Annotated in this window: 29 protein-coding genes and 1 pseudogene; 10 read left to right on the forward strand and 20 right to left on the reverse strand. The window is 60.5% G+C overall.

Annotation, left to right across the window (positions count from 1 at the left end; genetic code table 11):
• From ACLD9W_RS02900 to folP, 4 genes are all read right to left on the reverse strand, one after another.
• Positions 1 to 522: a shikimate kinase gene (locus tag ACLD9W_RS02900; RefSeq protein ID WP_410840613.1), complete on the reverse strand. Its 522-nt coding sequence runs from the start codon at positions 520 to 522 to the stop codon at positions 1 to 3.
• Between the two features lie 85 nt (positions 523 to 607).
• A complete protein-coding gene (locus tag ACLD9W_RS02905) occupies positions 608 to 1,300 on the reverse strand; it encodes a DedA family protein (protein WP_410840614.1) in 693 nt (230 codons plus the stop codon).
• A gap of 240 nt (positions 1,301 to 1,540) precedes the next feature.
• Positions 1,541 to 2,878 carry a phosphoglucosamine mutase gene (gene glmM / locus ACLD9W_RS02910; RefSeq protein WP_036495708.1) on the reverse strand — a complete coding sequence of 446 codons (1,338 nt, stop codon included), beginning with the start codon at positions 2,876 to 2,878 and terminating at the stop codon, positions 1,541 to 1,543.
• 172 nt (positions 2,879 to 3,050) lie between these two features.
• The gene (gene folP, locus ACLD9W_RS02915; RefSeq protein ID WP_410840615.1) at positions 3,051 to 3,902 is read right to left on the reverse strand and encodes a dihydropteroate synthase; all 852 of its coding nucleotides are present in this window, start codon (positions 3,900 to 3,902) and stop codon (positions 3,051 to 3,053) included.
• 175 nt (positions 3,903 to 4,077) lie between these two features.
• Here folP and rnc point away from each other — a divergent pair, with 175 nt between their 5' ends.
• Together rnc and ACLD9W_RS02925 are read left to right on the forward strand one after the other, a co-directional pair.
• Positions 4,078 to 4,830: a ribonuclease III gene (gene rnc, locus ACLD9W_RS02920; protein WP_410840616.1), complete on the forward strand. Its 753-nt coding sequence runs from the start codon at positions 4,078 to 4,080 to the stop codon at positions 4,828 to 4,830.
• 25 nt (positions 4,831 to 4,855) lie between these two features.
• Positions 4,856 to 5,191, forward strand: a complete 336-nt coding sequence (locus ACLD9W_RS02925; protein WP_410840617.1) for a hypothetical protein — start codon at positions 4,856 to 4,858, stop codon at positions 5,189 to 5,191.
• Positions 5,192 to 5,301: 110 nt separating this feature from the next.
• Here ACLD9W_RS02925 and ACLD9W_RS02930 read toward each other — a convergent pair whose 3' ends face one another.
• The 8 genes from ACLD9W_RS02930 to ACLD9W_RS02965 all read right to left on the reverse strand — a co-directional run bounded on the left by ACLD9W_RS02930 (position 5,302) and on the right by ACLD9W_RS02965 (position 10,279).
• Positions 5,302 to 5,457 (reverse strand): hypothetical protein, encoded by a 156-nt coding sequence (locus ACLD9W_RS02930; RefSeq protein WP_410840618.1) that lies wholly within the window; start codon positions 5,455 to 5,457, stop codon positions 5,302 to 5,304.
• A gap of 238 nt (positions 5,458 to 5,695) precedes the next feature.
• Positions 5,696 to 6,547, reverse strand: coding sequence for a DUF1853 family protein (locus tag ACLD9W_RS02935; RefSeq protein WP_410840619.1), 852 nt, complete (start codon positions 6,545 to 6,547; stop codon positions 5,696 to 5,698).
• A gap of 73 nt (positions 6,548 to 6,620) precedes the next feature.
• On the reverse strand, positions 6,621 to 7,208 hold the full coding sequence (locus tag ACLD9W_RS02940) for an aminodeoxychorismate/anthranilate synthase component II (protein WP_410840620.1): 588 nt from the start codon (positions 7,206 to 7,208) through the stop codon (positions 6,621 to 6,623).
• Positions 7,209 to 7,345: 137 nt separating this feature from the next.
• On the reverse strand, positions 7,346 to 8,107 hold the full coding sequence (gene kdsB / locus ACLD9W_RS02945; protein ID WP_410840621.1) for a 3-deoxy-manno-octulosonate cytidylyltransferase: 762 nt from the start codon (positions 8,105 to 8,107) through the stop codon (positions 7,346 to 7,348).
• Positions 8,104 to 8,286 carry a Trm112 family protein gene (locus ACLD9W_RS02950; RefSeq protein ID WP_395429540.1) on the reverse strand — a complete coding sequence of 61 codons (183 nt, stop codon included), beginning with the start codon at positions 8,284 to 8,286 and terminating at the stop codon, positions 8,104 to 8,106. Before ACLD9W_RS02950 ends, kdsB begins: the two co-directional genes overlap by 4 nt.
• Positions 8,287 to 8,296: 10 nt before the next feature.
• A complete protein-coding gene (locus ACLD9W_RS02955; RefSeq protein WP_410840622.1) occupies positions 8,297 to 8,824 on the reverse strand; it encodes a DUF2059 domain-containing protein in 528 nt (175 codons plus the stop codon).
• Complete coding sequence (lpxK, locus tag ACLD9W_RS02960) at positions 8,821 to 9,882, reverse strand: tetraacyldisaccharide 4'-kinase (protein WP_410840623.1); 1,062 nt, start codon at positions 9,880 to 9,882, stop codon at positions 8,821 to 8,823. The genes ACLD9W_RS02955 and lpxK overlap by 4 nt, the downstream gene beginning before the upstream one ends.
• 10 nt (positions 9,883 to 9,892) lie before the next feature.
• Positions 9,893 to 10,279, reverse strand: a complete 387-nt coding sequence (locus ACLD9W_RS02965) for a Spx/MgsR family RNA polymerase-binding regulatory protein (protein ID WP_410840624.1) — start codon at positions 10,277 to 10,279, stop codon at positions 9,893 to 9,895.
• Positions 10,280 to 10,400: 121 nt separating this feature from the next.
• Between ACLD9W_RS02965 and ACLD9W_RS02970 the strand changes: the two genes are divergently transcribed.
• Positions 10,401 to 11,039: a hypothetical protein gene (locus ACLD9W_RS02970; protein ID WP_410840625.1), complete on the forward strand. Its 639-nt coding sequence runs from the start codon at positions 10,401 to 10,403 to the stop codon at positions 11,037 to 11,039.
• Positions 11,040 to 11,245: 206 nt separating this feature from the next.
• On the opposite strand, the gene nadB is transcribed toward ACLD9W_RS02970, so the two are convergent.
• Positions 11,246 to 12,769 carry an L-aspartate oxidase gene (gene nadB / locus ACLD9W_RS02975; RefSeq protein ID WP_410840626.1) on the reverse strand — a complete coding sequence of 508 codons (1,524 nt, stop codon included), beginning with the start codon at positions 12,767 to 12,769 and terminating at the stop codon, positions 11,246 to 11,248.
• A 51-nt stretch (positions 12,770 to 12,820) separates the two neighbouring features.
• Positions 12,821 to 13,933: a quinolinate synthase NadA gene (gene nadA, locus ACLD9W_RS02980; protein WP_410840627.1), complete on the reverse strand. Its 1,113-nt coding sequence runs from the start codon at positions 13,931 to 13,933 to the stop codon at positions 12,821 to 12,823.
• 200 nt (positions 13,934 to 14,133) lie between these two features.
• Between nadA and ACLD9W_RS02985 the strand changes: the two genes are divergently transcribed.
• Both ACLD9W_RS02985 and nadC read left to right on the forward strand, forming a co-directional pair.
• Positions 14,134 to 15,072 (forward strand): NUDIX hydrolase, encoded by a 939-nt coding sequence (locus ACLD9W_RS02985; RefSeq protein ID WP_410840628.1) that lies wholly within the window; start codon positions 14,134 to 14,136, stop codon positions 15,070 to 15,072.
• 63 nt (positions 15,073 to 15,135) lie between these two features.
• Positions 15,136 to 16,017, forward strand: a complete 882-nt coding sequence (nadC, locus tag ACLD9W_RS02990) for a carboxylating nicotinate-nucleotide diphosphorylase (protein WP_410840629.1) — start codon at positions 15,136 to 15,138, stop codon at positions 16,015 to 16,017.
• 55 nt (positions 16,018 to 16,072) lie between these two features.
• Here the strand turns inward: nadC and ACLD9W_RS02995 are convergent.
• Positions 16,073 to 16,184 (reverse strand): annotated as a pseudogene (locus ACLD9W_RS02995) (arsenate reductase); the annotation flags it as partial.
• Positions 16,185 to 16,295: 111 nt separating this feature from the next.
• Between ACLD9W_RS02995 and ACLD9W_RS03000 the strand changes: the two are divergent.
• Positions 16,296 to 16,928 (forward strand): hypothetical protein, encoded by a 633-nt coding sequence (locus ACLD9W_RS03000; RefSeq protein WP_410840630.1) that lies wholly within the window; start codon positions 16,296 to 16,298, stop codon positions 16,926 to 16,928.
• A gap of 234 nt (positions 16,929 to 17,162) precedes the next feature.
• Here ACLD9W_RS03000 and ACLD9W_RS03005 read toward each other — a convergent pair whose 3' ends face one another.
• Positions 17,163 to 18,479, reverse strand: coding sequence for a DEAD/DEAH box helicase (locus tag ACLD9W_RS03005; RefSeq protein ID WP_410840631.1), 1,317 nt, complete (start codon positions 18,477 to 18,479; stop codon positions 17,163 to 17,165).
• Between the two features lie 365 nt (positions 18,480 to 18,844).
• Here ACLD9W_RS03005 and ACLD9W_RS03010 point away from each other — a divergent pair, with 365 nt between their 5' ends.
• The 4 genes from ACLD9W_RS03010 to ACLD9W_RS03025 all read left to right on the forward strand — a co-directional run bounded on the left by ACLD9W_RS03010 (position 18,845) and on the right by ACLD9W_RS03025 (position 22,396).
• Positions 18,845 to 19,795, forward strand: coding sequence for a class I SAM-dependent methyltransferase (locus ACLD9W_RS03010; RefSeq protein ID WP_410840632.1), 951 nt, complete (start codon positions 18,845 to 18,847; stop codon positions 19,793 to 19,795).
• A gap of 91 nt (positions 19,796 to 19,886) precedes the next feature.
• Positions 19,887 to 21,116, forward strand: coding sequence for a multifunctional CCA addition/repair protein (locus tag ACLD9W_RS03015; RefSeq protein WP_410840633.1), 1,230 nt, complete (start codon positions 19,887 to 19,889; stop codon positions 21,114 to 21,116).
• Positions 21,117 to 21,191: 75 nt separating this feature from the next.
• A complete protein-coding gene (locus tag ACLD9W_RS03020) occupies positions 21,192 to 21,836 on the forward strand; it encodes a TetR/AcrR family transcriptional regulator (protein WP_410840634.1) in 645 nt (214 codons plus the stop codon).
• A gap of 77 nt (positions 21,837 to 21,913) precedes the next feature.
• A complete protein-coding gene (locus tag ACLD9W_RS03025) occupies positions 21,914 to 22,396 on the forward strand; it encodes an aminoacyl-tRNA deacylase (protein ID WP_410840635.1) in 483 nt (160 codons plus the stop codon).
• 217 nt (positions 22,397 to 22,613) lie between these two features.
• Here the strand turns inward: ACLD9W_RS03025 and nudB are convergent, their stop codons facing one another.
• From nudB to ACLD9W_RS03045, 4 genes are all read right to left on the reverse strand, one after another.
• Positions 22,614 to 23,075 (reverse strand): dihydroneopterin triphosphate diphosphatase, encoded by a 462-nt coding sequence (gene nudB / locus ACLD9W_RS03030; protein ID WP_410840636.1) that lies wholly within the window; start codon positions 23,073 to 23,075, stop codon positions 22,614 to 22,616.
• Entirely contained in the window at positions 23,065 to 24,462 is a 1,398-nt protein-coding gene (locus tag ACLD9W_RS03035; RefSeq protein ID WP_410840637.1) for a mechanosensitive ion channel domain-containing protein, read from the reverse strand. The genes nudB and ACLD9W_RS03035 overlap by 11 nt, the downstream gene beginning before the upstream one ends.
• A gap of 210 nt (positions 24,463 to 24,672) precedes the next feature.
• A complete protein-coding gene (locus ACLD9W_RS03040) occupies positions 24,673 to 25,155 on the reverse strand; it encodes a GNAT family N-acetyltransferase (protein WP_410840638.1) in 483 nt (160 codons plus the stop codon).
• A 142-nt stretch (positions 25,156 to 25,297) separates the two neighbouring features.
• Positions 25,298 to 26,443 (reverse strand): 5-(carboxyamino)imidazole ribonucleotide synthase, encoded by a 1,146-nt coding sequence (locus tag ACLD9W_RS03045; RefSeq protein ID WP_410840639.1) that lies wholly within the window; start codon positions 26,441 to 26,443, stop codon positions 25,298 to 25,300.
• Positions 26,444 to 26,524 lie beyond the last annotated feature (81 nt).

Below are 26,524 nucleotides of genomic sequence, written 5' to 3' on the forward strand. Positions count from 1 at the left end.
TTATTCCTGTTGGAGAAGTTGCAGGATGCGGGCGACGGTTTTGCGGCCGTCGTGTTGGTCGGCTTCGACGACAAGGTGGGCGGCGGCACGGTAGACGGCGTCGCGCGCGTCGTAGAGGGCGCGCAGTTTGGCCAGCGGGTCGGCCACTTGCAGCAGGGGGCGGTTTTTGTCGCAGCGGGTGCGCTCGAGCAGGATTTCGGGCGCGGCGTGCAGGTAGACAACGGTGCCGCGCTCGTGCAGGCGGCGACGGTTTTCTTCGCGCATGGCCGCGCCGCCGCCGGTGGCCAGCACGATGCCGTCGAGTGAGGTCAGTTCGTCGATAACGGCGGCTTCGCGGGCGCGGAAGCCCGCTTCGCCTTCCATTTCGAAGATGGTGGGGATGGAGACGCCGGTGCGCTCGCAGATGATTTGGTCGCTGTCGTAAAACGGACGGTCGAGGCGTTGGGCGAGGCGGCGGCCGAGGGTGGTTTTGCCCGCGCCCGGCAGGCCGATCAGGAAAAGGTTGTTTTTGGCTGGGTTCATGGCAACGTATTTTAACCGAAAAATACGGAAATCTGCGCTGCGTGAAAAAGGCTTTCAGACGGCCGTCTGAAAGCCTTTTTCCGGGTTATTTTTTGTCGGCGTTTTGTTTCGCCGCTTTTTTCTCCGCCTTGGCGGCTTTGCGTTTGGCGCGGGATTCGGCCAGTTTTTCGCGGTAAAAGCGAATGCGGGTGCGTTTTTTCCACCAAAACCAGCCGATAACGGCCGCGCCGATGCCGATGGCGGCAAACAGACCGTGTTGCAGTTGGTGGACGGTTTTCATCAGCCATTCGCGGTTGGTGGCGCCGTAGTCGCCGAGATAGACCCAGATGGGCACGGAAATCAGGGCGGCGAGGCCGTCCATAACGATAAAACGCAAAACGGACACTTTGCCGCTGATGCCGGCAGTCATATAGATGGGCGTGCGCAGGCCGGGCAGGAAGCGGGCGACGAAGAGCACCCAGTTGCCGTATTTTTCAAATTTTTCTTCCACCTGCGCGTAGCGTTTGGGCGTCATGACGCGGGCGATGGGTTTGAATTTGAGGATGTTGTCGCCCCAGATGCGTCCGGCGGCAAACACCAGCCCGTCGCCCGCCAAGACGCCCGCCATGCCCACGGCCACCATGATGTGCACGTCGGTGTAGCCGAGGCCGGAGATGATGCCGCCGGTAACGAGGGTGATGTCTTCGGGGATGGGCACGCCGAAACCGCAGGCGATGAGCACCGAGAACACGGCTGCGTATCCGTATTGGAGGAAGAAACTTTCTAAAAAGGCAGCCATAAATCCTGTTTCCTGTCGGGCGTTGTCGAAAAACCGAAACCTGATGCCGCGCGGCATCAGGCCGTCTGAAAGAAGCGGCGGATTATACCGTATCACAAGCCGCGCGGCGCGCCGTTTTTACACCGTTTAGCCCTGCGGGCGCAGCAGCAAATCCGCGCAGAAAAACCGTCTGCGCCGCACAGCTGCGCGGTTCAGACGGCCTGTTTCAGAAACGTCATTCCCGCGCAGGCGGGAACGGCCTTATCCGGCCGCTTGGCGGATGGCGTCGGCGATTTTCTCCGCGCCCTGTTTGGCGGCGTCGGCGCGGCGTGCTTCGACCATCACGCGCACTACCGGCTCGGTGCCCGATGCGCGCAGCACCACGCGGCCTTCGCCCGCAAGGCTCTGCTCCACTTCGGCCAGCACGGCGGCCGACGCGCCCTGCCAGTCGCGCCCTTTTTCGATGCGCACGTTGATCATGGTTTGCGGAAAGGCTTTCCAGTCCACCGCCGTTTCCAAGTCCTGCCCCAGAATTTGCAGGGCGGCGAACACTTGCAGGGCGGAGATGATGCCGTCGCCCGTGTTGTGTTTGTCCATGCACAGCACATGGCCGGAAGCCTCGCCGCCCACCAGCCAGCCGCGCTCGTGCAATTGTTCGAGCACGTAGCGGTCGCCGACTTTGGCGCGTGCGAAGGGGATGTTTTTTTCCTGCAAGGCCAGCTCCATCGCCATATTGGTCATGACCGTGCCGACCACGCCGCCCAACGGCAGCCCTTCCTGCGCGCGGGCTTTGGCGATCACGTAGATGAGTTTGTCGCCGTCGTAGACGCGGCCGTTTTTGTCGGCCATCAGCAGGCGGTCGCCGTCGCCGTCGAGGGCGATGCCGTAGTCGGCTTCGTTCTGCAAAACGGCGGCCTGCAGGTTTTTCGCATAGGTTGCGCCGCAGCGCTCGTTGATGTTGTAGCCGTTGGGTTCGTCGGCGATGCTTACCACTTCCGCGCCCAGCTCGTGGAACACTTTCGGCGCGACGCCGTAGCCCGCGCCGTTGGCACTGTCTACCACCAGTTTCAGGCCGCGCAGGTCGAAATGGTTGGGGAAGGTGGATTTGCAGAACTCGATGTAGCGGTCGTCGGCACCGTTGATGCGGCGGGCGCGGCCGAGGCGGTCGGAATGCTCGGTTTGCGCCGTTTTGTCCAATTCGGCCTCGATTTCCAGCTCGATTTTGTCGGACAGCTTCACGCCGCCTTCAGCAAAAAACTTGATGCCGTTGTCGGCATAGCCGTTGTGCGAGGCGGAAATCATCACGCCCGCCGCCAGCCGCAGCGCGCGCGTCAGATAGGCGATGCCGGGCGTGGGCAGCGGGCCGGTTTGGATAACGTTGACGCCTGCCGAGGTAAAGCCCGCCACCAACGCCGCTTCCAGCATATAACCGGAAATGCGCGTGTCCTTGCCGATAATCACCGTCGGCCTGCCCTTGCCGTCGTGTTTTACCAGCACGCGCCCGGCGGCATAGCCCAGTTTCAACACGAAATCGGGGGTAATCGGAAATTTGCCCACCTCGCCGCGCACGCCGTCGGTGCCGAAATATTTTTTAGCCATGATTCTGCTCCTTTTTTATAGAATGAAAATATAGAATGAAAACGGAAAAATAATTTTGAAAAACAGCAGTTAATCGCGTAATAAACCGCCATATTGAGCCATGCACCACGCTTTCTTGGTCTTTGCGCATCGGAGGCCGTCTGAAAGGCTTTTCAGACGGCCTCATATCCCGTCAAGCCAAATCCCCACCCAGCGCCGCCCACACTTTCAGCGCGTCGGCGGTTTCCTTCACATCGTGCACGCGCAGGATGTTTGCGCCGCGCGACAGCGCCGCCAGCGCCGCCGCCACGCTGCCCGCCGCCCGTTCAGACGGTCTCTCTTCACCCGTCAGCGCGCCTATCATGCGTTTGCGCGACACGCCGATCAAAAGCGGCAGGCCGCATTCCTGCGCCAGCAACCGCAGGCCGCGCATCAGCGCGGTATTGTGTTCCAGCGTTTTGCCGAAACCGAAACCCGGATCGAGCACCAGCCGCCGCCGCGCAATGCCCGCCGCTTCGCAGGCCGCCACGCGTTCGTTCAGATAGGCCGCCACTTCCGCCACCACATCGCCGTAGGCGGGATTGTCCTGCATCGTCTGCGGCAAACCCTTCATGTGCATCAGGCAGACGCCGACCGTCGGATGCCGCGCCAAAAGCGCCGCTGCGCCCGCGTCTTCCAGCGCCTGCACATCATTAATCACGTCCGCCCAGCCCGCATCCAGCAGCAGCCGCATAATCTCCGTGCGCCGCGTGTCCACGCTGAGCGGCACATTCCATTTCACCAGCTCGGGCAACACCGCCGACAGCCGCCGCCATTCCTCTTCCACCGGCACGAAATCCGCGCCCGGCCGCGTCGATTCGCCGCCCACGTCCAAAATGTCCGCGCCGCCGCGCAGCAGCTTTTCCGCGTGCGCGAGCGTGTTTTTCACGTCCGCCGCATAAGTGCCGCCGTCGGAAAACGAATCGGGCGTCACGTTCACAATACCCATGATTTTCGGCGCGGCCAAATCCAATTCAAACCGCCCCGCCTGCCAAATCCGTTCCATACCCTGCCCCGCCCTTGTGAAAAAGGCGCGATTATACAGTAGAGCGCGCAAGACCACGGCAGACTAATCCGCTACAATGCCGCCTTTTTCCGACACGCTTTCAGACGGCCTTTTCACCCGCAAAAGGCCGTCTGAAAGTCATGTTCCAACCCGGTTAAAAACCGCTCCAAATACCATGAACAAAACCCTCCACGCCGCCGCCCTGCGCCGCATCGAAGACAAAATCGGCCACCGCTTCGCCGATCCCGCCCTGCTCTTGCGCGCCCTCACCCACCGCAGCCACTCGTCGGCCCACAACGAGCGCTTCGAGTTTGTCGGCGACTCCATCCTCAACTACACCGTCGCCAAAATGCTGTTCGACGCCTATCCCGACCTGCCCGAAGGCCGCCTCTCCCGCCTCAGAGCCAACCTCGTCAACCAAGACACGCTGGCCGAAACCGCCGCCACCATCGGCCTGGGCGACGGCCTGCTTCTGGGCGCGGGCGAACTCAAAAGCGGCGGTTTCAGACGGCCTTCCATCCTCGCCGACGCCCTCGAAGCCCTGTTTGCCGCCGTCAGCTTCGACGCAGATTTTGCCGCCGCCGAAGCCGTCGTCCGCCGCTTGTTTGCCGAGCGCGTCCGATCCGCCGACTGCGGCGAAACCGAAGCCAAAGACGCCAAAACCCGTTTGCAGGAAGCCTTGCAGGCACACCGCTTCGCCCTGCCCAAATACCGCATCGAACATCAGGAAGGCGAAGGCAGCGACGCCCGTTTTACCGTTTCCTGCGACTTGGGCGAACTCGGCTTCATCTCCACCGCCGAAGCATCCAGCCGCCGCGCCGCCGAACAGCAGGCCGCCGCCGAAGCCTTCACCTGGCTCGCCGAACGCCATCCGGTTTCCGCCCCCGCGAAAAAACGCAAAAGCCGCCACGGCAAAAAGGCCGTCTGAAAGCAAAGTTCCAGCGGAGCGAACAATGAACAGCTTCTCCCCCGATTTGCACGACCGCAAAATCCTCGGCGCCCGCCACCACCCGCAGCAGGAAACATTGGACATCTTCCTCGACGGCGGTACCCTGCATCTCACCGCCACCGTCTCCTTCCTGCTGGAAACGCTGACCGAACAAAACATCATCCTCGACGTCTACACCTGCCCGTCCCGCCAAGCTCCGCAAAGCTGGCTGGACGAATACCCGTGGCTGGAAGACTTCACAGACGACGCCTACCGCTTCGTCTTTATCTGCCCGTCCGCAGGCTGCATCGGCATCATCGTCCAACGCACAGACGGCAGCATCGAATATTCGGCGGAGTAAAACCGATTTCAGACGGCCTTTGCCCGTAAGGCCGTCTGAAAAACAAAAAGGCCGTCTGAAAAGCATTTTGCTGCTTTTCAGACGGCCTTTTTGTTTGCCGACGGCCTGCGTTACGACGGCACAAAAGCGCCGATAAGAGGTTTCAGACGGTCTGCCTGCTGCGCGTTCAGGCGGATTTGAATCAGGGAAATGCCGCTGGATTGCCGAACTTCTGGCGTCGGCCACAACATCAGCAGGCCGCCGCAGGTAAATTCGAGGGTTTTCATGATGCATTCAAACCGTTCGGGGGTGGGTCAAAAATACTGTTGTGTGCGGCAACGCCTGCCTTAGGGCGTGTTGACAATCAACATTTTGGCGGCTTTTCCGTCCTAAAACGGCATCTGCCGCGTTGAAAATACTCGCCTATGGGCGGCATAGGCTCGCATTTTCGCCTTGCATCTGCCGTTTTATGCCAAAAAATCCGCTTCAAAAGTTGAATGTCAACACGCCCTAGCACGGCTGCGTTCAGCCGCGTTTCATTATCCGCACGGTTTCGTGCCAGAAGCCGTCGGGGCGGCGTTCGAGGGCGGCGAAGAGGCCGTGCGGTTCTTGGCGGATTTGCCGCCAGTCTTGCGTTTCATCTTCGCGCACCCGTGCGGGGGCGAGGTAGGACAGGCGTGGCAGGCGGGTGTAGCGCAGGCCGTCTGAAAACCCGTTTTCAGACGGCCATTGGTCGAAATAAAGGCCGTGCCAGCCCAACGGGTTGAGCGGGCTCTGCCAAACGGTGGAGGCGGGGGCGAACAGGGTGCCGCGCAGGATGCTGACGCTGCGCGGTGCAGTGTGGATGCCCGCTGCGGCCAGTGCCGCCCGCCCTGCCCTGCCCTGCGCGGCGGCAAGCTGGTGTTGCAGCTTGGCGGCTTTGGCGGCAAGGCTGTCTTGCGGGTTGAGGCCGACGAAGCTGTCGTATCCGCCGTCGGCCGCGCCGTAGTATTTGCAGGCCAGTTCGATGTGGTAAGGTGTGCCGTCGAGTTCGGCGATGAAATCAAGCTCGCCAGCCGTGTTCAGGCCGTCTGAAAGGCGGAGGTTGCGGGCGATCAGGCGGCTGTGCGGGGCGGTGTCCAGCCAGAAGGCGAGCAGGCTTTCGGCGTAGCGGCCGAGGCGGCCGTGGTGCGGGGCGTCGGCGGCGAGACGGACGACAAGCGGCGCGGGGTCGTCGTCCAAAGCCAAAAGATAGCGGAAGCCGTGTCCACCCAGCAGGGTGCGCACGGGCAGCTCGCAGCCGCTGTGCCACGGGGCGGGGGCAGTGAGGACGGCGGCAAGGGCGCGGACGTGCGGGTCGGCGAGCCGCCACCAGAGGGCGTCGAGGGCGTAGTTCATGGTTCGGCAAAAGTGGGCGGACGGAATGTTTCAAACGGCCTCAAAGTATGTTTGAGGCCGTCTGAAAAAAAGTTTAGCGTTGCGCTTGGAAGGCGGCAAATTCGCGCAGGAAGTTGGCGAGCATGTCGTGGCCGTGTTCGGTGAGCAGGGCTTCGGGGTGGAACTGCACGCCTTCGACGGCGTATTCTTTGTGGCGCAGCCCCATGATTTCGCCGTCCTGCGTCCATGCGGAGATTTCGAGGCAGTCGGGCAGGCTTGCGCGTTCGACGGCGAGGCTGTGGTAGCGCGTGCAGGTAACGGGGTTGGGCAGATTGGCGAAGACGCCGCCGTTGTTGTGGTAGACGGGCGAGACTTTGCCGTGCATCAGCTCTTGGGCGCGCACGACGCGGCCGCCGAAGGCTTCGCCTATGGCCTGGTGGCCGAGGCACACGCCCAAAACAGGCAGCCTGCCCGCGAAATAGCGTATCGCCTCCACCGACACGCCCGCTTCTTTGGGCGAGCAGGGGCCGGGGCCGATCACGAGATACTGCGGCGCGAGGGCGGCGATTTCTTCAAGGGTGATGCCGTCGTTGCTGCGTACCAGCACTTCTTGTCCGAGTTCGCCGAAGTATTGGACGATGTTGTAGGTGAAGCTGTCGTAGTTGTCGATAAAGAGTAGCATGGTTCACTAAGCATTTGATTGGGTTGAAGACGCGGTTTGGCGGGAGGCCGTTCCCGCCTGTGCGGGAATGACGTTTCTGAAAACCGGCGTACCGTCTGCCTTGCTTTTCAGACGGCCTTTTTATCTGCCTGCACGGTTCAGGCCGTCTGAAAAATCTGCCGCACGCGTTCGAGGTCTTCTTGGGTGTCGACGCCGGGGGCGGGGGCTTGGGCGGTGATGCCGACGGCGATGGCGCGGCCGTGCCAGAGAACGCGCAGTTGTTCCAGCGATTCGGTGTGCTCCAAGGGCGAGGGCGGCATGGCGGCGTATTCCTGCAAAAATCCGGCGCGGTAGGCGTAGATGCCGATGTGGCGCAGCGGCAGGGGCTGCGGCAGTTTGCGTTCTCCGGCGCGCATGGTGTCGCGCGGGTAGGCGATGGGGGCGCGGCTGAAATAGAGTGCCTGCCCCTGCGCGTTGGGCACGACTTTGACGACGTTGGGGTTGAGGAATTCGTCGAAATCGTTGATTTCGTGGGCGGCGGTGGCCATCGGTGCCCGGCCGTCGGCAAGGGCGGCGGCGGTTTGGCGGATGAGTTCGGGATCGATCAGCGGCTCGTCGCCCTGCACGTTGACGACGACGGTTTGCGGCGGCAGGCCGAGGATTTGTGCGGCTTCGGCCAGGCGGGTGGTGCCGCTTTCGTGGCTTTCGGCGGTGAGCACGGTTTCGATGCCGTGCGCTTGGCAGGCCGTCTGAATTTCGGCGGCGTCGGTGGCGACGACGATGCGCGCCGCGCCGCTTTTGCCTGCCTGTTCGGCGACGCGCACGACCATCGGTTTGCCGCCGATGTCGGCCAGCGCTTTGCGCGGCAGGCGGCTGGACGAGAGGCGGGCGGGGATGATAACGGTGAATTCGGTGTTCATGCGGCCAGCTCCTCTTCGCTCAGTTCGCGCGCTTCGCTTTCGAGCATATAGGGGATGCCGTCTTTAATCGGGAAGGCGAGTTTGGCCTGGCGGCTCCACAGCTCCTGTTTGTCGCGGCGGTATTCGAGTCTGCCTTTGGTAACGGGGCAGACGAGGATGTCGAAGTATTTTTGTTCCATGGCGGATTCCTTATTTTTCGGGGCGGGCGGAGAGGCGCTCGAGTTCTTTGATGTAGGCGCGGGCGTGGCGGGCGGTGGTTTCCTGCGTCATTTTCATCACCTGCGGCATGATTTTTTTGGCGAAGCCGACCTGTTTGCCGAGTATCGACTGGCCGACGGGTGTGCCGAAGAAGGCGGTCATGGCGTCCACTTCTTCCTGCGTGTAGGTGGCTTTCATTTCCTGCATAACGTATTTTTTCAGACGGCCTTGAAAGGCGGGTGAAGCAGTTTCGGCGGCGGTGTCGCGCAGGAATTTTTCGGTGATTTGGGCAAACCGCTCTTTTTTGCTTTCGGGTACGCGCTCCAACACGGCCTTCATTTCGCCGCTGTCGGCGATGATTTGCTTGGCCATGTCGGGAATGGCGGCGGACATGTTTTTCCACATCTCGTCGATGTGCTGCACTTCCATCAGTTTTTCCAGCGAGGCGTCGGTGGGCGGCGCGGCGAAGGCGGCGGCGCAGACGCAGGAGAGCACGGCGGCCAGCAGGTTTTTTTTCACGGTGTTGTCCTTTCGTTCGGTTCGCAAACGGGTTGCGGGTTTTTCAGACGGCCTGCAAGCTGCGCCGCCAAATCGGGGCGGATTATCGCACAAACGGGCAGCACCCAAACGTTTTCGGGGATGGGGCCGTCTGAAAGTTTGGCCGCGTCTTTTTCGGTGACGAACACCGTATCGGCTGCGGGCAGATCGGCGGCGGACAGGGCGGCATGGTCGGGCAGGGACACGGTTTCGTCGGGCACGATACCCAGCGCGCTCAGGCTGCGGAAAAAGCGTTCGGGCTTGGCAATGGCGGCCAGGGCGGCGGTTTTGCCCGTTTTCAGACGGCCTGTATCGAAGGTTTCGCCGGGGTCGGCGAGGCGGTAGATTGCGCCTGTCTGTACGGTTGAAAAAAACACTTTTTCCGGCGGCAGGCGCAGCGGCGCGGCGTCGGTGTCGTCCGTGCTGCCGCTGATGACGACGTAATCGGCCTGCGCCAGACGGGAGATCGGCTCGCGCAGGCCGCCGTTGGGCAGCAAATCCAAATTGCGCCGCGCCAAATCGGCGGCGGGGAAGACGGCGATTTCGATGTCGCGCGCCAGTGCGTAATGCTGCAAACCGTCGTCGGCGACAACGGCATCCAAATCGGGATGCGCCGCCAACAGGGCGCGGGCGGCATCGGCGCGGCGGCTGCCGACGGCGGCGGGCGCGGCGGTTTGCCGGTAGAGCATCAAAGGCTCGTCGCCCGCCTCGGCGGCGGTGCTGCGCGGGTGTAAAACGTGAACGCCGCCGCCCTGCCGCCCGTAGCCGCGGCTGACGATGCCCACTTTCAGCCCCTGCGCCTGCAAGCCTTTGACCAGCGCGGCGGTAACAGGCGTTTTGCCCGTGCCGCCCGCGTGGATGTTGCCGACGACGATTACGGGCACGGGCAGTTTTTCGCTTTTCAGACGGCCTGTGCGGTACAGATAACGGCGCAGGGCAGAGGCCGTCTGAAACAGGCGAGCAAGCGGCCACAGCAGCAGGGTGAGCGGCAGGCGCGGCCACTGCCAGTGGCTTTCGATGATTTGGTGGAGCTTGGGCATTTCAGACGGCCTATCCGGCAGACGGCGGGTTGCGGCCGTCTGAAAGGAGCGGGGCGAAGAGTTCTTCGTACAAGGCCGTCTGAAAGCCGCAGTGGAAGGCGCCGCCGTGTTCGAGTACGGGGCGTTTGATCAGGCTCGGTTCGGCGGCCATCAGGGCGACGGCAGCCGCGGGATTGTCGGCGGCGGCCTGCTGTTCGGGCGTCAGTCTGCGCCAGGTTGTGCCGCGCCGGTTGAGCAACACGGATAAAGGAATGTCGGCCAGCCAGGCTTGGATTTGGTTTTCAGACGGCCTCTGTTTTTTAAAGTCGGAAAATTCGTAAGCGATGCCGTGTTCCTGCAACCAGAGGCGCACTTTTTTCACCGTGCCGCAGTTGGGGATGCCGTATAAAACCGTCATGTACCGATTCCTTATTTCGCAAAAGCCGCGATTGTAGCAAAGCCGCGCGGCGGTTGCCTCGCGGCGGGATTCTCTATATGCTTGCGGCGTTTTCCGTAAACATATTGCCTTGGAGAGAAACATGAAAAAAACCGTATTCCTGCCCGCTGCCGCCCTGCTGCTGCTTGCCGCCTGCGGCAGCGGCAACGAGGCGGGCGAAGCGAATTTTAAAAAAGCGCTGGAAGAGTCGGGCGGCGGACGCCATGTCTGCCTGCCGCTGGTGCTCGACGTGCAGACGCCCGACGGCCAGCCGGCCTTCCGCAATGTGACGGTGGGCGAGCCGCTGCTGCAATACGCCGTGCGCGATGTATCGGGCAAACGCATCAACGAAACGGCGGCCAAACAGGTTGAAATCCTGGCCAAAGAAGGCTTCTACCGCAAAGTGAAAGCGCAGGGCGGCGAAGACAAAAACGCCCCCGCCGTTTTCGAGCTGACCGAAAAAGGCGCGGATCAGGCACGCGGTACGCCACGCGGGCCGCTATTCTGCGTCGGCAAACAGAAAATCGGCAAAATCAACTGGTTCACCACACCGACGCCCGACAACGGTTTCACCGTGTCCGAGGTGTCCTATCAGGCCGAATTGGACGCGGAAAAATGGGCGGACAAGCTGATTAAGGCGGGCGGCAAGGATTGGGAGAGCCTGCTGGAACCCGGCAACCGCAGCATAACGCTGGTGCAGACCAACAAAGGCTGGAAGGATATGCGCGACTTGAGCCGTTAGGCCGTCTGAAACATATTTTGATATGACAAAAGGCCGTCTGAAAACGGGTTATCCGGTTTTCAGACGGCCTTTTGTGTATCAATGAATAAGAAATGTAGCTTGGGTTGAAAACCCGACAATATTAATGAAAGGCCGTCTGAAGACAAGGTTTCAGACGGCTTCTTCTTCCCATTAGGGAAAAACTGTCAGCCCGCTTTCCGCTCCTGTCAGTTGAAACATGCCGCCAAATCGGTATTGAAATGCGCGCCGATGTTTTGCCGCCTTGCGTATGCGGCTTGGGCGACGGCGAGGCTGCATTCGAGCAGGTTGCGGTTTTCGTATTCGGACGCGGTGTGCGGCTCGGCTTGGTTTTGCTTCCAAAGCCGCAGTTGGGCGATGGCGCGGCGCAGGCCGGTATCGTTGCGGAGGATGCCGAGATGGCGTTGGTTGAACGCTTGCAGGACGGGGCGGCTGAATGTGTTTTGGAGGTCGTCTGAAAAGATGCCTGCTCCGGCGGAGGGGTTTTCAGACGACCTTTGGGGCGGTGCGGTTTGGAACGCTTGCCCATCTGCGATGGTTTGGGCGGCAAGCCTGGCGGTAACGACGCATTCGAGCAGGGAGTTGCTGGCGAGGCGGTTGGCTCCGTGCAGCCCTGTGCAGGCGGTTTCGCCTAAGGCGTAGAGCTGCGGCAGGGAGGTTCTGCCACTGGGGTCGGTTTGGATGCCGCCGCAGGTGTAGTGTTGCACGGGGCGGACGGGGATGGCTTGGCGCGTGATGTCCAAACCGCATTGGGACAGGCAGTGCCGATGGATGGACGGGAAATGCTGACGGACGAACTCTGCAGGTTGATGGCTGATGTCGAGCGAGACGAAATCTTGCGTTTGTTTGGCGATTTCGGCGGCGATGGCGCGGGCAACGATGTCGCGCGGCGCGAGTTCGGCGCGGCGGTCGTAATGCGGCATAAACCGTTCGCCCGCTTGGTTGGTCAGAATGCCGCCTTCGCCGCGCACGGCTTCGGAAATCAGGAAGGTGCGTCCGTTTTCAGACGACCTTGCCAAGCCTGTGGGGTGGAATTGGATAAATTCGAGGTTTTCGACTGCGCAGCCTGCGCGTATCGCCATGGCGATGGCATCGCCCGTGCATTCGGGCGGTGTGGTGGTGGCGGCGTAAATTTGCCCGAGGCCGCCGCCTGCGAGTACGGTATGGCGGGCGCGGATGCGGTAGGTTTCTTGCGTTTGGCGGTCGAGGACGGTCAGTCCGCACGCTGCGCCTGATTCGGTTTGAACGTCCAACGCCATCTGCCGCTCGCAAACGCGGATGTTCGGGCGGCGGCGTATTTGGGCAATCAGGCTCTGCATGACGGCTTCGCCCGTGTAGTCGGCGACGTGGGCGATTCGGCGGCAGGTATGCCCGCCTTCGCGCGTCAGGTGCAGGTCGTTATGATTCCGGTCGAACGCCACGCCCTGCGCCAGCAGCCATTCGATTGCCGGTTTGCCCTGCGACAGGATGGCGCGGACGGCGGCTTCGTCGCACAAACCCGCGCCCGCTTCTAAGGTATCGGCAACGTGTTTTTCGATGTCGTCCTCTCCCGACCACGCCGCCGCAATCCCGCCTTGCGCATGACGGCTTGCGGTGTCGTCCAGCCGGTTCTTGCACAAAATGACGATGCGGAACGATTCAGGCAGAGACAGGGCGAGCGTCAGTGCCGCCAGCCCGTTTCCGGCAATCAATACGTCGCAATCGGTTTGCATGGTGTTGTCCTTGTTTGAGAGGTCGTCTGAAACGGCAATATTGACGGCAAATCAGGCAGGGCCCATGCCGTTGAACACATCCCCGCGTTTGAGTCCTGCCGCGAAGTCGAGCATACGCTGCAAAGGCAGTTTGGCGGCTTCGCCCAGCTTTCTGTCCAACAGGATTTCGTTGTGTCCGCTTGTCAGGGCGTATTTGATGCCGCCCAGCGAATTCATCGCCATCCACGGGCAGAACGCGCAGCTTTTGCAGCTTCCGCCGTTGCCCGCCGTCGGTGCGGCGATAAATTCTTTGTCGGGCGCCTGCTTTTGCATTTCGTGCAGGATGCCTAAATCGGTTGCCACGATGAATTTTTTTTCGGGACGCGATACGGCGGCTTTGAGCAGTTTGCTGGTCGAACCGACCACGTCGCCCAGTTCGATGACGCTTTGCGGCGATTCGGGATGAACCAGCACCACCGCGTCGGGGTGTTCCGCTTTCAACACCGCCAGTTCTTGCCCTTTGAATTCGTTATGGACGATGCACGAACCCTGCCACAACAGCATATCCGCGTCCGTTTCGCGGCGGATGTAGTCGCCGAGGTGGCGGTCGGGTCCCCAAATCAGTTTCTCGCCGCGCGATTTCAGATACGACACGATTTCCAACGCCACCGAAGACGTTACCACCCAATCGGCACGCGCTTTCACGGCGGCGGAAGTGTTGGCGTACACTACCACCGTACGGTCGGGGTGTTGGTCGCAAAACGCCGAAAACGCTTCTTCCGGACAACCCAAATCCAAAGAACATTCCGCTTCCAAATCAGGCATCAGCACCGTTTTTTCAGGGCAGAGGATTTTCGCGCTCTCGCCCATGAAGCGCACGCCCGCCACCACCAATGTACCGGCTTCATGTTCCGCACCGAAGCGCGCCATTTCCAGCGAATCGCCCACACATCCGCCCGTTTCCAAAGCCAAATCCTGAATCAGCGGATCAACATAATAATGCGCCACCAAAACCGCGTTTTTCTCCTTCAGCAAAGCCTTGATTTCGTCTTTCAGACGACCTGCCGTCTCGCGGTCGGGCGTATCGGCAACCTTCGCCCACGCCTGACGGATTTGGCAGGCGGAAGTCGGCGTTTGGATGAGGGGCATATCGTAGTCGAACGAGCGGCGGGCGGCGGTTTGCATGATGTTTCCTTGTAGCTGGTTTTCAGACGACATGAAGGTTTACCGTCTGTTTTTCAAACTGTTTTATATTATGCTCAATTTGAGTATAATATGCAAGGTCGTCTGAAAACAGGTTTGCGATACCGCAAAACCGACCCGCTTCGTTCCGACAAACCGCTTTGGTTTACAATAAAACCTTTCCCACCCGCAGAAAGCCGAGCATGGACGCCTACCCCGAAGCCGAAGCCCCGCCGGAAAGCATCGTCGAGCTGGTTCCTGTATTGATTGCCGTTACCGATGGCGGCCTGCGGGTATTGACCGTCGCCCGGGGCGAACTCCTGCCCAACGGCCCGCTCTCCCCCCTGCGCAACTCCCTGCAGGCGGGCGTGAAACTGTGGGTCGCCAAACAGACTTCGCAGCCCATGGGCTATGTGGAACAGCTTTACACCTTTGTGGATACGCGTCGTCAAAACGGGCAAGGCCTGCCGGTCTTATACGTCAGCTATTTGGGGCTGGTGCGCGAGGCCGCCGACAGCATCCTGCACCCGGATGCGAAATGGCAAGACTGCTACGGCTATTTCCCGTGGGAAGATTTGCGCACCGACGGCGGGCAGCGCGATGCCCTTGTCGGCCGCTTGCGCATTTGGGCCAACTCGGCGGACACGGAGGAAGTGCGCCAAAAGCGGCTCAAGCGCATTCATTTGTGCTGGGGGGTCGAACCAGAAAACTGGTCGGAAGAATACGTTTTGCAACGCTATGAAATGCTGTATGAAAGCGGCCTGATAGCGGAAGCCGCCGAGCCGCAGGCAAACTTCGACTTCGCGCCCACGGGGCAGCCCATGCGTCATGACCACCGCCGCGTGCTGGCAACTGCCCTGTCCCGCCTGCGCGCCAAAATCAAATACCGCCCCGTGATTTTCGAACTGATGCCGCCCGAATTCACGCTGCTGCAACTGCAAAGCAGCGTCGAAGCCATCAGCGGCTGCCTGCTGCACAAGCAAAACTTCCGCCGCCAGATTCAGCAGCAAAACCTCATCGAGCCGTCGGATACCGGCGTATCGGGCGGCAAAGGCCGCCCTGCGCAGCTGTACCGCTTCCGCGACGACGTCCTGCCCGACAGGCTGATTTCGGACATAGGCCTGCCACTGGGCAGCCGTTAGCCCGCTTCCGGACGGCCTCGGAACTGCCGCCTGCTGCCGCCTTCTTTCAACAAAGGAAATCTCATGCCGCTAGAAAACACCCTCTTCCCCCTGCCCGACACCCTGCTGCGCCCCATGGTGGAGCAAGCCCTGAGCGAAGACTTGGGCAGGCGCGGCGACATTACGTCCGCCGCCGTCATCGCGCCCGACAAAACCGCCAAACTCTTCCTCGTCAGCCGCGAAGACGGCGTCATCGCCGGCATGGACTTGGCGCGCCTCGCCTTTCAGACGATGAATCCGTCCGTCCGCTTCCAAGCCGAAATCCACGACGGGCAAGCCGTCCGCGCAGGTCAGACGCTGGCCGCCGTCGAAGGCAATGCCCGCGCCCTGCTCGCCGCCGAACGCACCGCACTCAACTACCTCACCCACCTGAGCGGCATCGCCACCGCCACCGCACTTGCCGTTGCCGAAGTCGCCGAATACGGCACAGACATCGTGTGCAGCCGCAAAACCATCCCCCTGCTGCGCATCCTGCAAAAATACGCCGTCAGGGCGGGCGGCGGCACAAACCACCGCATGGGCTTGGACGACGCCGTGCTCATCAAAGACAACCACCTCGCCTATTGCGGTAGCATCGCCCAAGCCGTGCGGCAGGCAAAACAGGCGGTCAGACCGTTGACCTGCGTGGAAATCGAAGTGGACACGCTGGCACAACTAGACGAAGCCCTCGCGGCGGGCGCGGAACGGATTTTGCTGGACAACATGGACGATGAAACCCTGAAAGAAGCGGCAAACCGCTGCCACACGCAAACCACCCACACACACACCATCTATTGTGAAGCATCGGGCGGCATCGGCTTCGACCGCCTGAAGCGCGTAGCGCAAACCGGCGTGGACGGCATCGCCCTCGGCTATCTGACTCACAGCAGCCGATCGCTGGACATAGGTTTGGATTTCGTGGCGTAAGTTCAATTACACATCGATATCCAATTTCCCCCAAAATAGAAAAATAGAAAAGGAGGGGTCTCTGTTTTTTAAAATCGGCAAATGCAAAAGCCACGCCGTGCGTTTCCAGCCATGTCCGCGCTTTTTTCACCGTGTCGCAGTTGGGGGATGCCGTATAAAACCGTCATGCTTGTTCTCCGTATTGAAAAGAAACGATTGTAGCAAAGCCCGCGGTTGCTTATTGCTCCGATCCTCTATATGCTTGCCGCGTTTTCCGCAAACCGTATTTGGAGAAAAATATGAAAAAAACCATATTTCTACCCGCCGCCCTGCTGCTTGCCGCCTGTAGCAGCAGCAACGAGGCAGGCGAAGCGAACTTCAAAAAAGCGCTGGAAGAGTCGGGCGGCGGACGCCATGTCTGCCTGCCGCTGGTGCTCGACGTGCAGACGCCCGACGGCCAAGCCGCTTTCCGTCATGTCACGATAGGTGAACCGGTACTCGAATTTGCCAAACGCGATTTGGCCGGTCAGCGTATTAACGAGACAGCGGAAAAACAAACCGAAATCTTGGTAAAAGAAGGTTTCTATAAAAAAGTGAAAGCAGACAGGGATACAGACAAAAACGCCCCCGCCGTTTTCGAGCTGACCGAAAAAGGCGCGGCACAGGCACGCGGCACGCCGCGCGGCCCGCTGTTCTGCGTCGGCAAACAGAAAATCGGCAAAATCAACTGGTTCACCACGCCGACGCCCGACAACGGTTTCACCGTATCGGAAGTGTCTTATCAGGCCGAATTGGACGCGGAAAAATGGGCGTTTAAACTGATTAAGGCGGGCGGCAAGGATTGGGAGAGCCTGCTGGAACCCGGCAACCGCAGCATAACGCTGGTGCAGACCAACAAAGGCTGGAAGGATATGCGCGACTTGAGCCGTTAGGCCGTCTGAAACATATTTTGATATGACAAAAGGCCGTCTGAAAACGGGTTATCCGGTTTTCAGACGGCCTTTTGTGTATCAATGAATAAGAAATGTAGCTTGGGTTGAAAACCCGACAATATCAATGAATTTACAGTTTTGTTGGGTCTCGACCCAATCTACGCTGCTTAATTTTCAAGCTAAAAGGCCGTCTGAACATCTTTCAGACGGCCTTTGGCGTATCAGCAGCTAAATTTAACCGCGTTTGGCGGCAGACGGTTTTTTGCCTTTGAAACCGTCGCGTTTTTTGAAGCCGCCTTCTTTTTTAAACCCGCCCTCGCGGCGGCCGAATTTTTTGTCTTTGTCGAAGCCGCCTTTGCCGCCCCAGCCGCCGCGTGATTTGGGCTTGCCGCCTGCGGCTTTGCGTTTACGGGTCGGCTCCATGCCTTCGATGGTCAGCTCGGGCAGTTTGCGGCCGATGTATTTTTCGATTTTGTGCACTTTCACATATTCGTTGACTTCGGCAAACGTGATGGCGATGCCGGTGCGGCCTGCGCGGCCGGTGCGGCCGATGCGGTGCACGTAGTCTTCGGCCTGTTTGGGCAGGTCGTAGTTGATAACGTGGGTGATGGTGGGCACGTCGATGCCGCGTGCGGCGACGTCGGTGGCAACGAGGATTTTGCAGCGGCCTTTGCGCAAGTCCATCAGCGTGCGGTTGCGCCAGCCCTGCGGCATGTCGCCGTGCAGGCAGTTGGCGGCGAAACCTTTTTCATACAAATCGTCGGCGATGACTTCGGTCATGGCTTTGGTGGAAGTGAAAATCACGCATTGGTCGATGTTGGCATCGCGCAAAATATGGTCGAGCAGGCGGTTTTTGTGGCGCATGTCGTCGCAGTACAAAAGCTGCTCTTCGATTTTGCCCTGCTCGTCAACGCGTTCGATTTCGACGATTTCGGGATTTTGGGTCAGGCTGCGGGCGAGTTTGCCGACTTCGCCGTCCCATGTGGCGGAAAACAGCAGGGTTTGGCGGTCTTTTGGGGTGGCGGCGACGATGGTTTTGATGTCGTCGATGAAGCCCATGTCAAGCATACGGTCTGCTTCGTCGAGAATCAGCACTTCGAGGCGCTCGAAATCGACTTTGCCGCTTTTCATCAAGTCCATCAGGCGGCCGGGCGTGGCCACAATCAGATCAACCGGTTTGCTCAATGCTCGGGTTTGGTAGCCGAACGATGCGCCGCCGACGATGCTGACGGTGCGGAACCATTTCATGTTTTTGGCGTAGGTGAGCGCGTTTTTTTCCACTTGGGCGGCCAATTCGCGCGTGGGCGTGAGCACGAGGGCGCGCGCGCCTTTGCCGGGTTTGTCGCTGCGGCGGGTCAAGCGTTGCAGCGTGGGCAGCAGAAAGGCGGCGGTTTTGCCCGAGCCGGTTTGCGCCGAGGCCATCAGGTCGCGGCCTTCAAGCGCCAGCGGCACGGCCTGCGCCTGAATCGGCGTGGGCGTTTCGTAGCCCGCGCTGGTCAGGGCGGAGAGAATGTTTTTATCGAGGTGTAAATCGGAGAATTTAATAGACACGGCTATCCTTCAAAGACAACAACACGCTTCCGTCTGCAAGGTTTTCAGACGGCCTGAAGCTCGGATGGGTAACGTCAATGAGGATTGGCGGTACAGGGTTGTCGCAAGCGGCTTGGGCTTGTGGTTAACATCGACAACAACCTGCAAGATACGTTTTCCGCAAGGGAAAAGACAAAAGAAACGCGCCCATCGGGGCGGTTTGAGAATCTGTAAACAATCAAATTCTTAGGTTGGTAGACGATGGCTTCGGATAAAAAGGCGAATGGCGGATAATATAGTCGCAGGGCGACGCGGTCAAGCGCGGCGGGGTTAATTACGGTAAAATCAAGCCCTTTGCAACCCTGCCGCACGAAAGGCCGTCTGAAATGACCGACATCACCCCCTTTGCCAACCGCTTGGGCAAAAACATCAAACACCTGATGAAATGGGCTAGGCGCAACGGCCTCGAAGCGTGGCGCATTTACGACCGCGACATTCCGCAGTTTCCCTTTGCCGTCGATGTGTACGGCAGCCAAATCCATTTGCAGGAATACGATACCGGCTGGCTGATGGCGGATGACGAATACGAAGACTGGCTCGCGCAGGTTATCGAAGCCGTTGTTTTCGTAACCGGTTTTTCGCCCAACGACATCCACCTCAAGAGGCGCGAGCGGCAAAAGGGCGCGCAGCAGTATGAAAAAACCGGCCGCGCGGGCGAAGATTTTGTTGTGGCCGAACACGGACGCAGGTTTTGGGTCAACCTCGACAAATACCTCGACACCGGCCTGTTTCTCGACCACCGCAACACACGCAAACAAGTCGGCGACAGCGCGGAGGGCAAACGCTTTCTCAACCTGTTTTCCTACACCGGCAGCTTTACCGTGTACGCCGCAACGGGTGGCGCGGCATCCAGCGAAACCGTAGATTTGTCCAACACTTACCTTGATTGGGCAAAGCGCAATTTTGAGCTCAACGGCATCGATGCCGCGCAGCACCGAATCATCCGCGCCGACGTGTTCCAATACCTTCAGACGGCCTCGCAGGAGGGCAAGCGGTTTGACCTCATCGTGATGGACCCGCCCAGCTTCTCCAACAGCAAAAAAATGCCCGACACGCTCGACATCCAGCGCGACCACGCCCGCCTCATCGACGGCGCCATGAGCCTGCTCGATTCAGACGGCCTTTTGTATTTTTCCAACAACCTGCGCAGCTTCACGCTGGACGAAGCCGTAGCCCAACGCTATGAAACCAAAGATATTTCCAAACAATCCGTACCCGACGATTTCCGCAACAAAAAAATCCACCAGTGTTGGGAAATCCGCCATAAGGCCGTCTGAAACGGCAGCACGAAGGCCGTCTGAAAGTGCGTTTCAGACGGCCTTTCGCATATAATCCGCCCCCTCAAAGGGCATCAGCAAAGGGCAGAACATGCAAACCTATCTCGTCGGCGGCGCGGTGCGCGACGCCCTGCTCGGATTGGCAGTAAAAGACCGCGACTGGGTGGTCGTTGGTGCGGACGCCGCAGCCATGCTGGCGCAGGGCTATCAGCCCGTCGGCAGAGACTTTCCCGTCTTTCTCCATCCCGAAACGCACGAAGAATACGCCCTCGCCCGCACCGAACGCAAAACCGGCAAAGGCTACGCAGGCTTTACCTTCCACGCCAACAAAAGCGTCACCCTCGAACAAGACCTGATGCGGCGCGACCTCACCATCAACGCCATGGCACAGGACAAAGACGGCCGCATCATCGACCCCTTCGGCGGACAGGCCGACCTGCGCGACAAAATCCTGCGCCACGTCTCCCCCGCCTTTGCCGAAGACCCCGTGCGCATCCTGCGCACCGCCCGCTTCGCCGCCCGCTACGGCTTTAACGTTGCCGAAGAAACCATGACCCTGATGAAACAAATGGTTGCCGACGGCGAGGCCGACGCCCTGGTTGCCGAACGCGTCTGGCAGGAGCTTGCCAAAGGACTGATGGAACAACAGCCGCGCCGCATGATCGAAGTTTTGCGCGAATGCGGCGCGCTCAAAATCATCCTGCCCGAAGTCGACGCCCTTTTCGGCGTGCCGCAGCGTGCCGAACACCACCCCGAAATCGACAGCGGCATCCACACACTCATGACCCTGCAACGCGCCGCCGACCTCGGACTGAGCCTGCCCGAACGCTACGCCGCCCTGCTGCACGATTTGGGCAAAGCCCTCACCCCGCCCGACATCCTGCCGCGCCACCACGGCCACGACATCGCGGGCGTCAAACCCGTCCAAGCCGTCAACCGCCGCTGGCGCGTACCCAAAGCCTGCGCCGAGTTGGCCGAACTCGTCTGCCGTTGGCACATCATCCTCCACAGCGTCAAAACCCTGCGCTCTGACACCGCCCTCGACGTTTTGCAGCGCACCGACGCCTTTCGCCGCCCCGACCGTTTTCAGACGGCCTTAAACGTCTGCCTGGCCGACGTGCAGGGACGCCTGGGCAGGGAACGCGAACCCTACCCGCAAATGGCGCACTGGCTCGCCCTCCTGTCTGCCGCCAACGAAGCCGACACCGCCGCCGTCGCCGCCTCCTGCACCGACCCCGCGCGGATACCCGAAGCCGTCAGACGCGCGCGCCTGGCAAAACTCCAAGCCGTGCACGAGCCCTATCGCCATGCGGCCGTCTGAAAGCGAATCCTCAACGAAGTGAAAACGCCAAACACCCCTTTCAGACGGCCTCAAACAAACCGAACGGAAAAAACCATGACCAAAGAAACCCGCCCCAACACCTACAACCGCATCCTCGACGCTGCCCTCAAACTCTTCAACGAAGAAAGCGAACGCGCCACCACCACCAACCACATCGCCGCCTACCTCGGCATCAGCCCCGGCAACCTCTACTACCACTTCCGCAACAAAGACGAAATCATCCTCCAGCTCCACCGCCGCTACAGCAGCACCATGATGGCGCAAATCCGCGAAGCCGACGCCCCGCAAAACCTGTCCGACGTCGCCGCCTACCTCGACGGCATCTTCGCCACCATGTGGGACTACCGCTTCCTGTTCAGCGACACCAACGCCCTCCTCTCGCGCAACGCCGAACTTCTGGGCGACTACAACGAATTCACCCGTGCCAAAGCCTCGCCCGTCGTCCTGCGCTACCTCGAATACCTCGCCGCCACCGACATCCTGCAGGCCGACAAAGAAGACCTGCAAAACCTCGCCCTCAACATGTGGATCATCACCAAATACTGGTTCGACCTGCACGGCTCCGTGCGCCGCAGCGGCAAACTGCCCGAAGACACCAAACGCCTGGGCGTGCTGCGCAACCTCAGCCTGCTCAAACCCTATATCCACCCCGACCACCGCGCCGAGTTCGCCGCTATCACCGCCAAACTCAAAGCCTGAAAACCCCTTTATCAAAAATACCGTCCCGCATTAATCCCCGAACGGATACAGGCGGGAACAGCCGCCCGAGCCGCACCATGAGCAAACCCGATTACCCCGTCACCCCCGCCGTCCGCTTCCTGCGCGCCGCCCGCGCCGCCTTCACCCCCCGCCTCTACCCCTACGAAGAACATGGCGGCACGGCGCATTCTGCCGCCTGCCTGGGCGTCCCCGAACACCAAGTCGTCAAAACCATCGTCCTGCAAAACGAAGCCAAAAAAGGCCTCATCGTCCTCATGCACGGCGACCGGCAAATCTCCACCCGCAACCTCGCCCGCCAACTGGGCATGAAACACATCGAACCGGCCAGCCCGCAGCAGGCCGCCAAATGGACGGGCTACCTCGTCGGCGGCACCAGCCCTTTCGGCACAAAAACCGCCCTGCCCGTCTTCGTCGAACGCAGCATCTGGGATTTGGACACCATTTACATCAACGGCGGCAAACGCGGCTTCCTCGTCGAAATCAGCCCGCAAGTGCTGCACACCCTCCACCCGCAAAGCGTCAACGCGGCAACGGATTAGCACTTCCGAACCAGCAAGCAAAAGGCCGTCTGAAAACCCGTTTCGCAGGTTTTCAGACGGCCTTTTTCTACCTTTTTCTATAGTGAGTCAAAATAAAAAAGATACAAGGCTGCAAGCCGCAGACAGTACAGGTAGTACGGGGCAGGTTTTCTTGGCATTTCCAATGCCGTAGAAAACCGCCCTCTTCGAGCTAAGGCACAGTAACGCCGTAGATTTTTTATTTTGGCTCACTATATATGAAACGCAGCAGGGCGTCGCGGTTGGAAGGGGAGAAGGCTTTTTCGGCGGCTTTTTCGGCGGGCAGCCAGAGGGAGGCGGTGTGTTCGCTCAGGCGGATCGGGGTGTCGCGCGGGATTTGGGCGGAGAAGAGATGTTCGGTGTTGCGGGTGACGCCTGCGGGGTAGCGGTGGCGCCAGTGCGGGTAGATTTCGTATTCGGTGCTGTATTGCCAGTCGCGCAGGTTTTCGCGCGCAAGGGCAATGCCGGTTTCTTCGTACACTTCGCGCAGGGCGGCTTGGGCGGGGGTTTCGCCCGCTTCGAGGCTGCCGGTGACGGACTGCCAGAAGCCTGCGCGGTCGGCACGTTCGAGCAGCAGGGCGTTGCCGTGTCCGTCGTGCAGGACGACGAGGACGGATATGGGGATTTTCGGCGCTTTGGCGGGGCGGTTTTCAGACGGCATGGTCGTTTTCCTGCTGCTTGGTCTGCGCATCGGCCTGTCCGCCTGCGGTGTGAGGGAGGTCGTTGAGGATGCGTACCTCGCGCTGGGGGTAGGGGAAGGAGATATTTTCTTCTTTGAAGCGCTGCCAGATGTCGAGGCGGATGGCGGAGAAGAGGTCGAGGAAGCCGTTTTCGGGGTCTTTCACCCAAAAGCCCAGCTGCAGGTCGATGCCGTCGGCGGCAAAGCCGGTGAGGTAGGCTTTGGGGCGGCTGCCTTCGCTAGTGTCGATGCGGCTTTGTTTGGCGGCGGCTTCGGTCATGATTTGCATGGCGCGCAGGATGTCGGAGTCGTAGGAGACTTGGATGTCGATGCTCTGGCGCAGGGCTTTGGAGGTGTAGGATTCGTTGATCACCATGTTGGTGATAAAGGTTTCGTTGGGTATCAGCGCTTCCGTGCCCGCGCCGCTGCGCAATACGACGAAGCGGGAGGTGATTTTGGTGACGTAGCCGGTGAAGCTGTTGACGGTGAGGCGGTCGCCGGGGCGGATGGAGCGGTCGCCCAAGATAAGGAAACCGGAGATGTAGTTGCTCGCCACTTTCTGCAGGCCGAAACCGATGCCGACGCCGAGCGCGCCGCCGAAGACGGAAAGCACGGTGAGGTCTATGCCCACCAGCGGCAGGGCGATCAGCACGGAGAGGACGATGAGCACGATGCGTACGATGTTGGACAGCATGATGCGCAGGCTCAAATCCAGATGGGTGTTGGCCATCAGCCGCGCCTGCACAAACTGCGCCAGCCACATGGTGAAGACCAGTATCACGCCTATCCACAGCAGGCCGGTGCTCACCGTCCACAGGCTCAATTTGGCCGAGCCGACGGAGAAAACAAGCCCCTGCATCCAGCGGATGATGATGTCGTCGATGCCCGACACCCACAGCACGAAGGCGCACCACAAAACGGCGGACAGGCTGCGTTCGAGGCGGTCGCTCCACGGTTTGTCGGGCAACGCGGCATGGAGCACGGCCATGACGATGCGGATGGCGAACATCCAGTTGGCGGCCAAGAGCAGCAGGCGCAGCCACACGGAGCGCAGGTCGAAGGCGTTCCACGCCGCCAGCACCAGCGCCGCCACCACCCACATCAGCAGCGGCCAGAGGACGCGCCTGCCGATATGCCGCAGCAGGTTGTGTTTGGCCAGCGCGGGGCGGATGCTGCGTTTGAGCAGCCATTCGGAGAGCTGCCACATTGCCGCCATCAGCGCCAGCGCGATGCCCAGCTCCACCCAGCCCGAAGGCTGGCGGATGCTGCTTTCGAGCAGGTGGGAGGTAAATTCGGACGGGGCGAACAGGCCGGCGAGAAAGCTGTAGAGGCCGTCTGAAAAAGCGGCGGCGGGGAGGTGTGCGGTCATGGGAAAAAAATGTGCGGGGTGTGAAAAAGAAGGCGGATTATACAGATTTTGCACGGCGGCGGAGGTTCGGGCGGAAAGGCCGTCTGAAAAGGAGAAACGGGCTTTCAGACGGCCTGAACGGGTTTGGTTTTCATCAGGCGGCGCAGGGTTGGCGCAGCAGATGCCCCGGAGGCCGTCTGAAACCTTATCCGCTTGCGGCCGCGTGCCGCGTTACAGGTTTTTGCGCATCAGTTCGCAGCCGACGGAAACGGAGGGGTTGAGCGGCAGCACGGCTTTGCCCAGCGATTCGTAGCCGTTGAGGCGGTAGAAGCTGACGGAGTTGGTGGAGGCGTAGAGTTTGAGAAAGCCCAGCGAGGCTTGTTCGGCCAGGGTTTCGGCGCGTTGCAGCAGGGCGGTGCCCAGCCCCTGGTTGTGCATGAAGGGATGGACGTAGAGAGCGTCGAGCTGCGCCTCTTTCAAATCGAGCTGGAAGAAACCCTGTATGTTGCCTTTGAATTCGGCCACCCACAGCTCGCGTTTGGGGTCGGAGAGCGTTTCCAGATAGCTGTCGGGCGCGAGCAGTTCGCGCCAGGCTTCGAGGACGGTGGCGTCGTAGCTGCTGCGGCAGGTGTATTGGACGGCGTATTCGTGGACGTGGTAGATGTCGGCGCAGTCGGCCGATGCGGCGGGGCGCAGTACGGTTAGGATAGCCATGGCATTCCTGCGGGGATGGGTAAAACGGCGGTGCTTTGCATTTCAGACGGCCTCCGAGGCAGAAAGGCCGTCTGAAAAACGGGCGGCGGCGATTATATAACACGGCTGCCGCGCCCTTCAAAACACGGCTCGGCGGCGCGGATTATGCGTTTTTCAGCAGGCCGTGCAGCTTTTGCGCTTGGGCAAATGCGGCCTCGGCATCGTTGGCCAATACGGTGAAATGCCCCATTTTGCGGCCGAGTCGTGCGGCTTTTTTGCCGTAAAGGTGCAGATGGGCACGCGCGTCGCTTTGCAGCGGCAGCCAATTCGGTTCGCTGCCGTCTGCGCCCCATACGTCGCCCAAAATATTGGCCATGCAGCAGGACGAAAGCAAACGGGTATCCGCAGGCGGCAGGCCGCACATCAGGCGCACTTGCTGTTGGAACTGGCTGGCGGCGCAGGCATCGATGGTGTGGTGGCCGGAATTGTGCGGGCGCGGCGCGATTTCGTTGACAACCAGCTCTTTCGTGTCGCCGACGACAAACATTTCCACCGCCAACACGCCGACATAGTCCAACTCGTCGGCCAAGCGCACGGCCATTTGCCGCGCCTGCTGCTGGATGTCCGCACTCAAACGGGCGGGCACAACGGAATAAGCCAAGATGCCGTTTTCGTGGATGTTTTCGGCCGGGTCATAGGTGTGCACGTTTTCGCTGTTCAGACGGCATACGACGACGGAAATCTCGCCGCGCAAATCCACCATTTTTTCCAACACGCACGCCACGCCGCCCAATCGGGCAAACGCGGCTTTGGCTTCGTCCAAAGTGTTGACGCGGATTTGGCCTTTGCCGTCGTAGCCCAGCGTGGCGGTTTTCAAAATACCGGGTAGCAGCGCGGCGCTCTCTTCGTTGAGGCCGTCTGAAGATTCGACGGCCTGATACGGCGCGGTGTGCAAACCGGCGGCGCGGATGCGCGCTTTTTCCAAAATGCGGTTTTGCGCCACGGCCACGCAGTCGCCGCTTGGCGAGACAACGGTGTGCCGCGCCAGATTGCGCATTGCGTCGGCATTGACGTTTTCAAATTCGGTGGTTACGGCGGCGCATTTGGCCAACTCGGCAAGCGCGGCCGCATCGTCAAACGGCGCGCACAAATGGCGGTCGGCAAAAGCGGCGGCAGGCGCGTTCGGATCGGGGTCGAGCACGGTGACGCCGTAGCCCATGGTTTTGGCGGCAATAGCAAACATACGGCCGAGCTGGCCGCCGCCGAGTATGCCGAGCATGGCGGGGGGGAGGATGGGAGTCGGGTTCATATTGCGTATCTCTTTTGATGGGGCGGGTGCAGGTTGCCGGCAATGTTTTCAGACGGCCTCAAGCTGTATTGAGGCCATCTG

This window comes from Neisseria sp. WLZKY-1, from assembly GCF_046546535.1.
GTDB lineage: Bacteria > Pseudomonadota > Gammaproteobacteria > Burkholderiales > Neisseriaceae > Neisseria.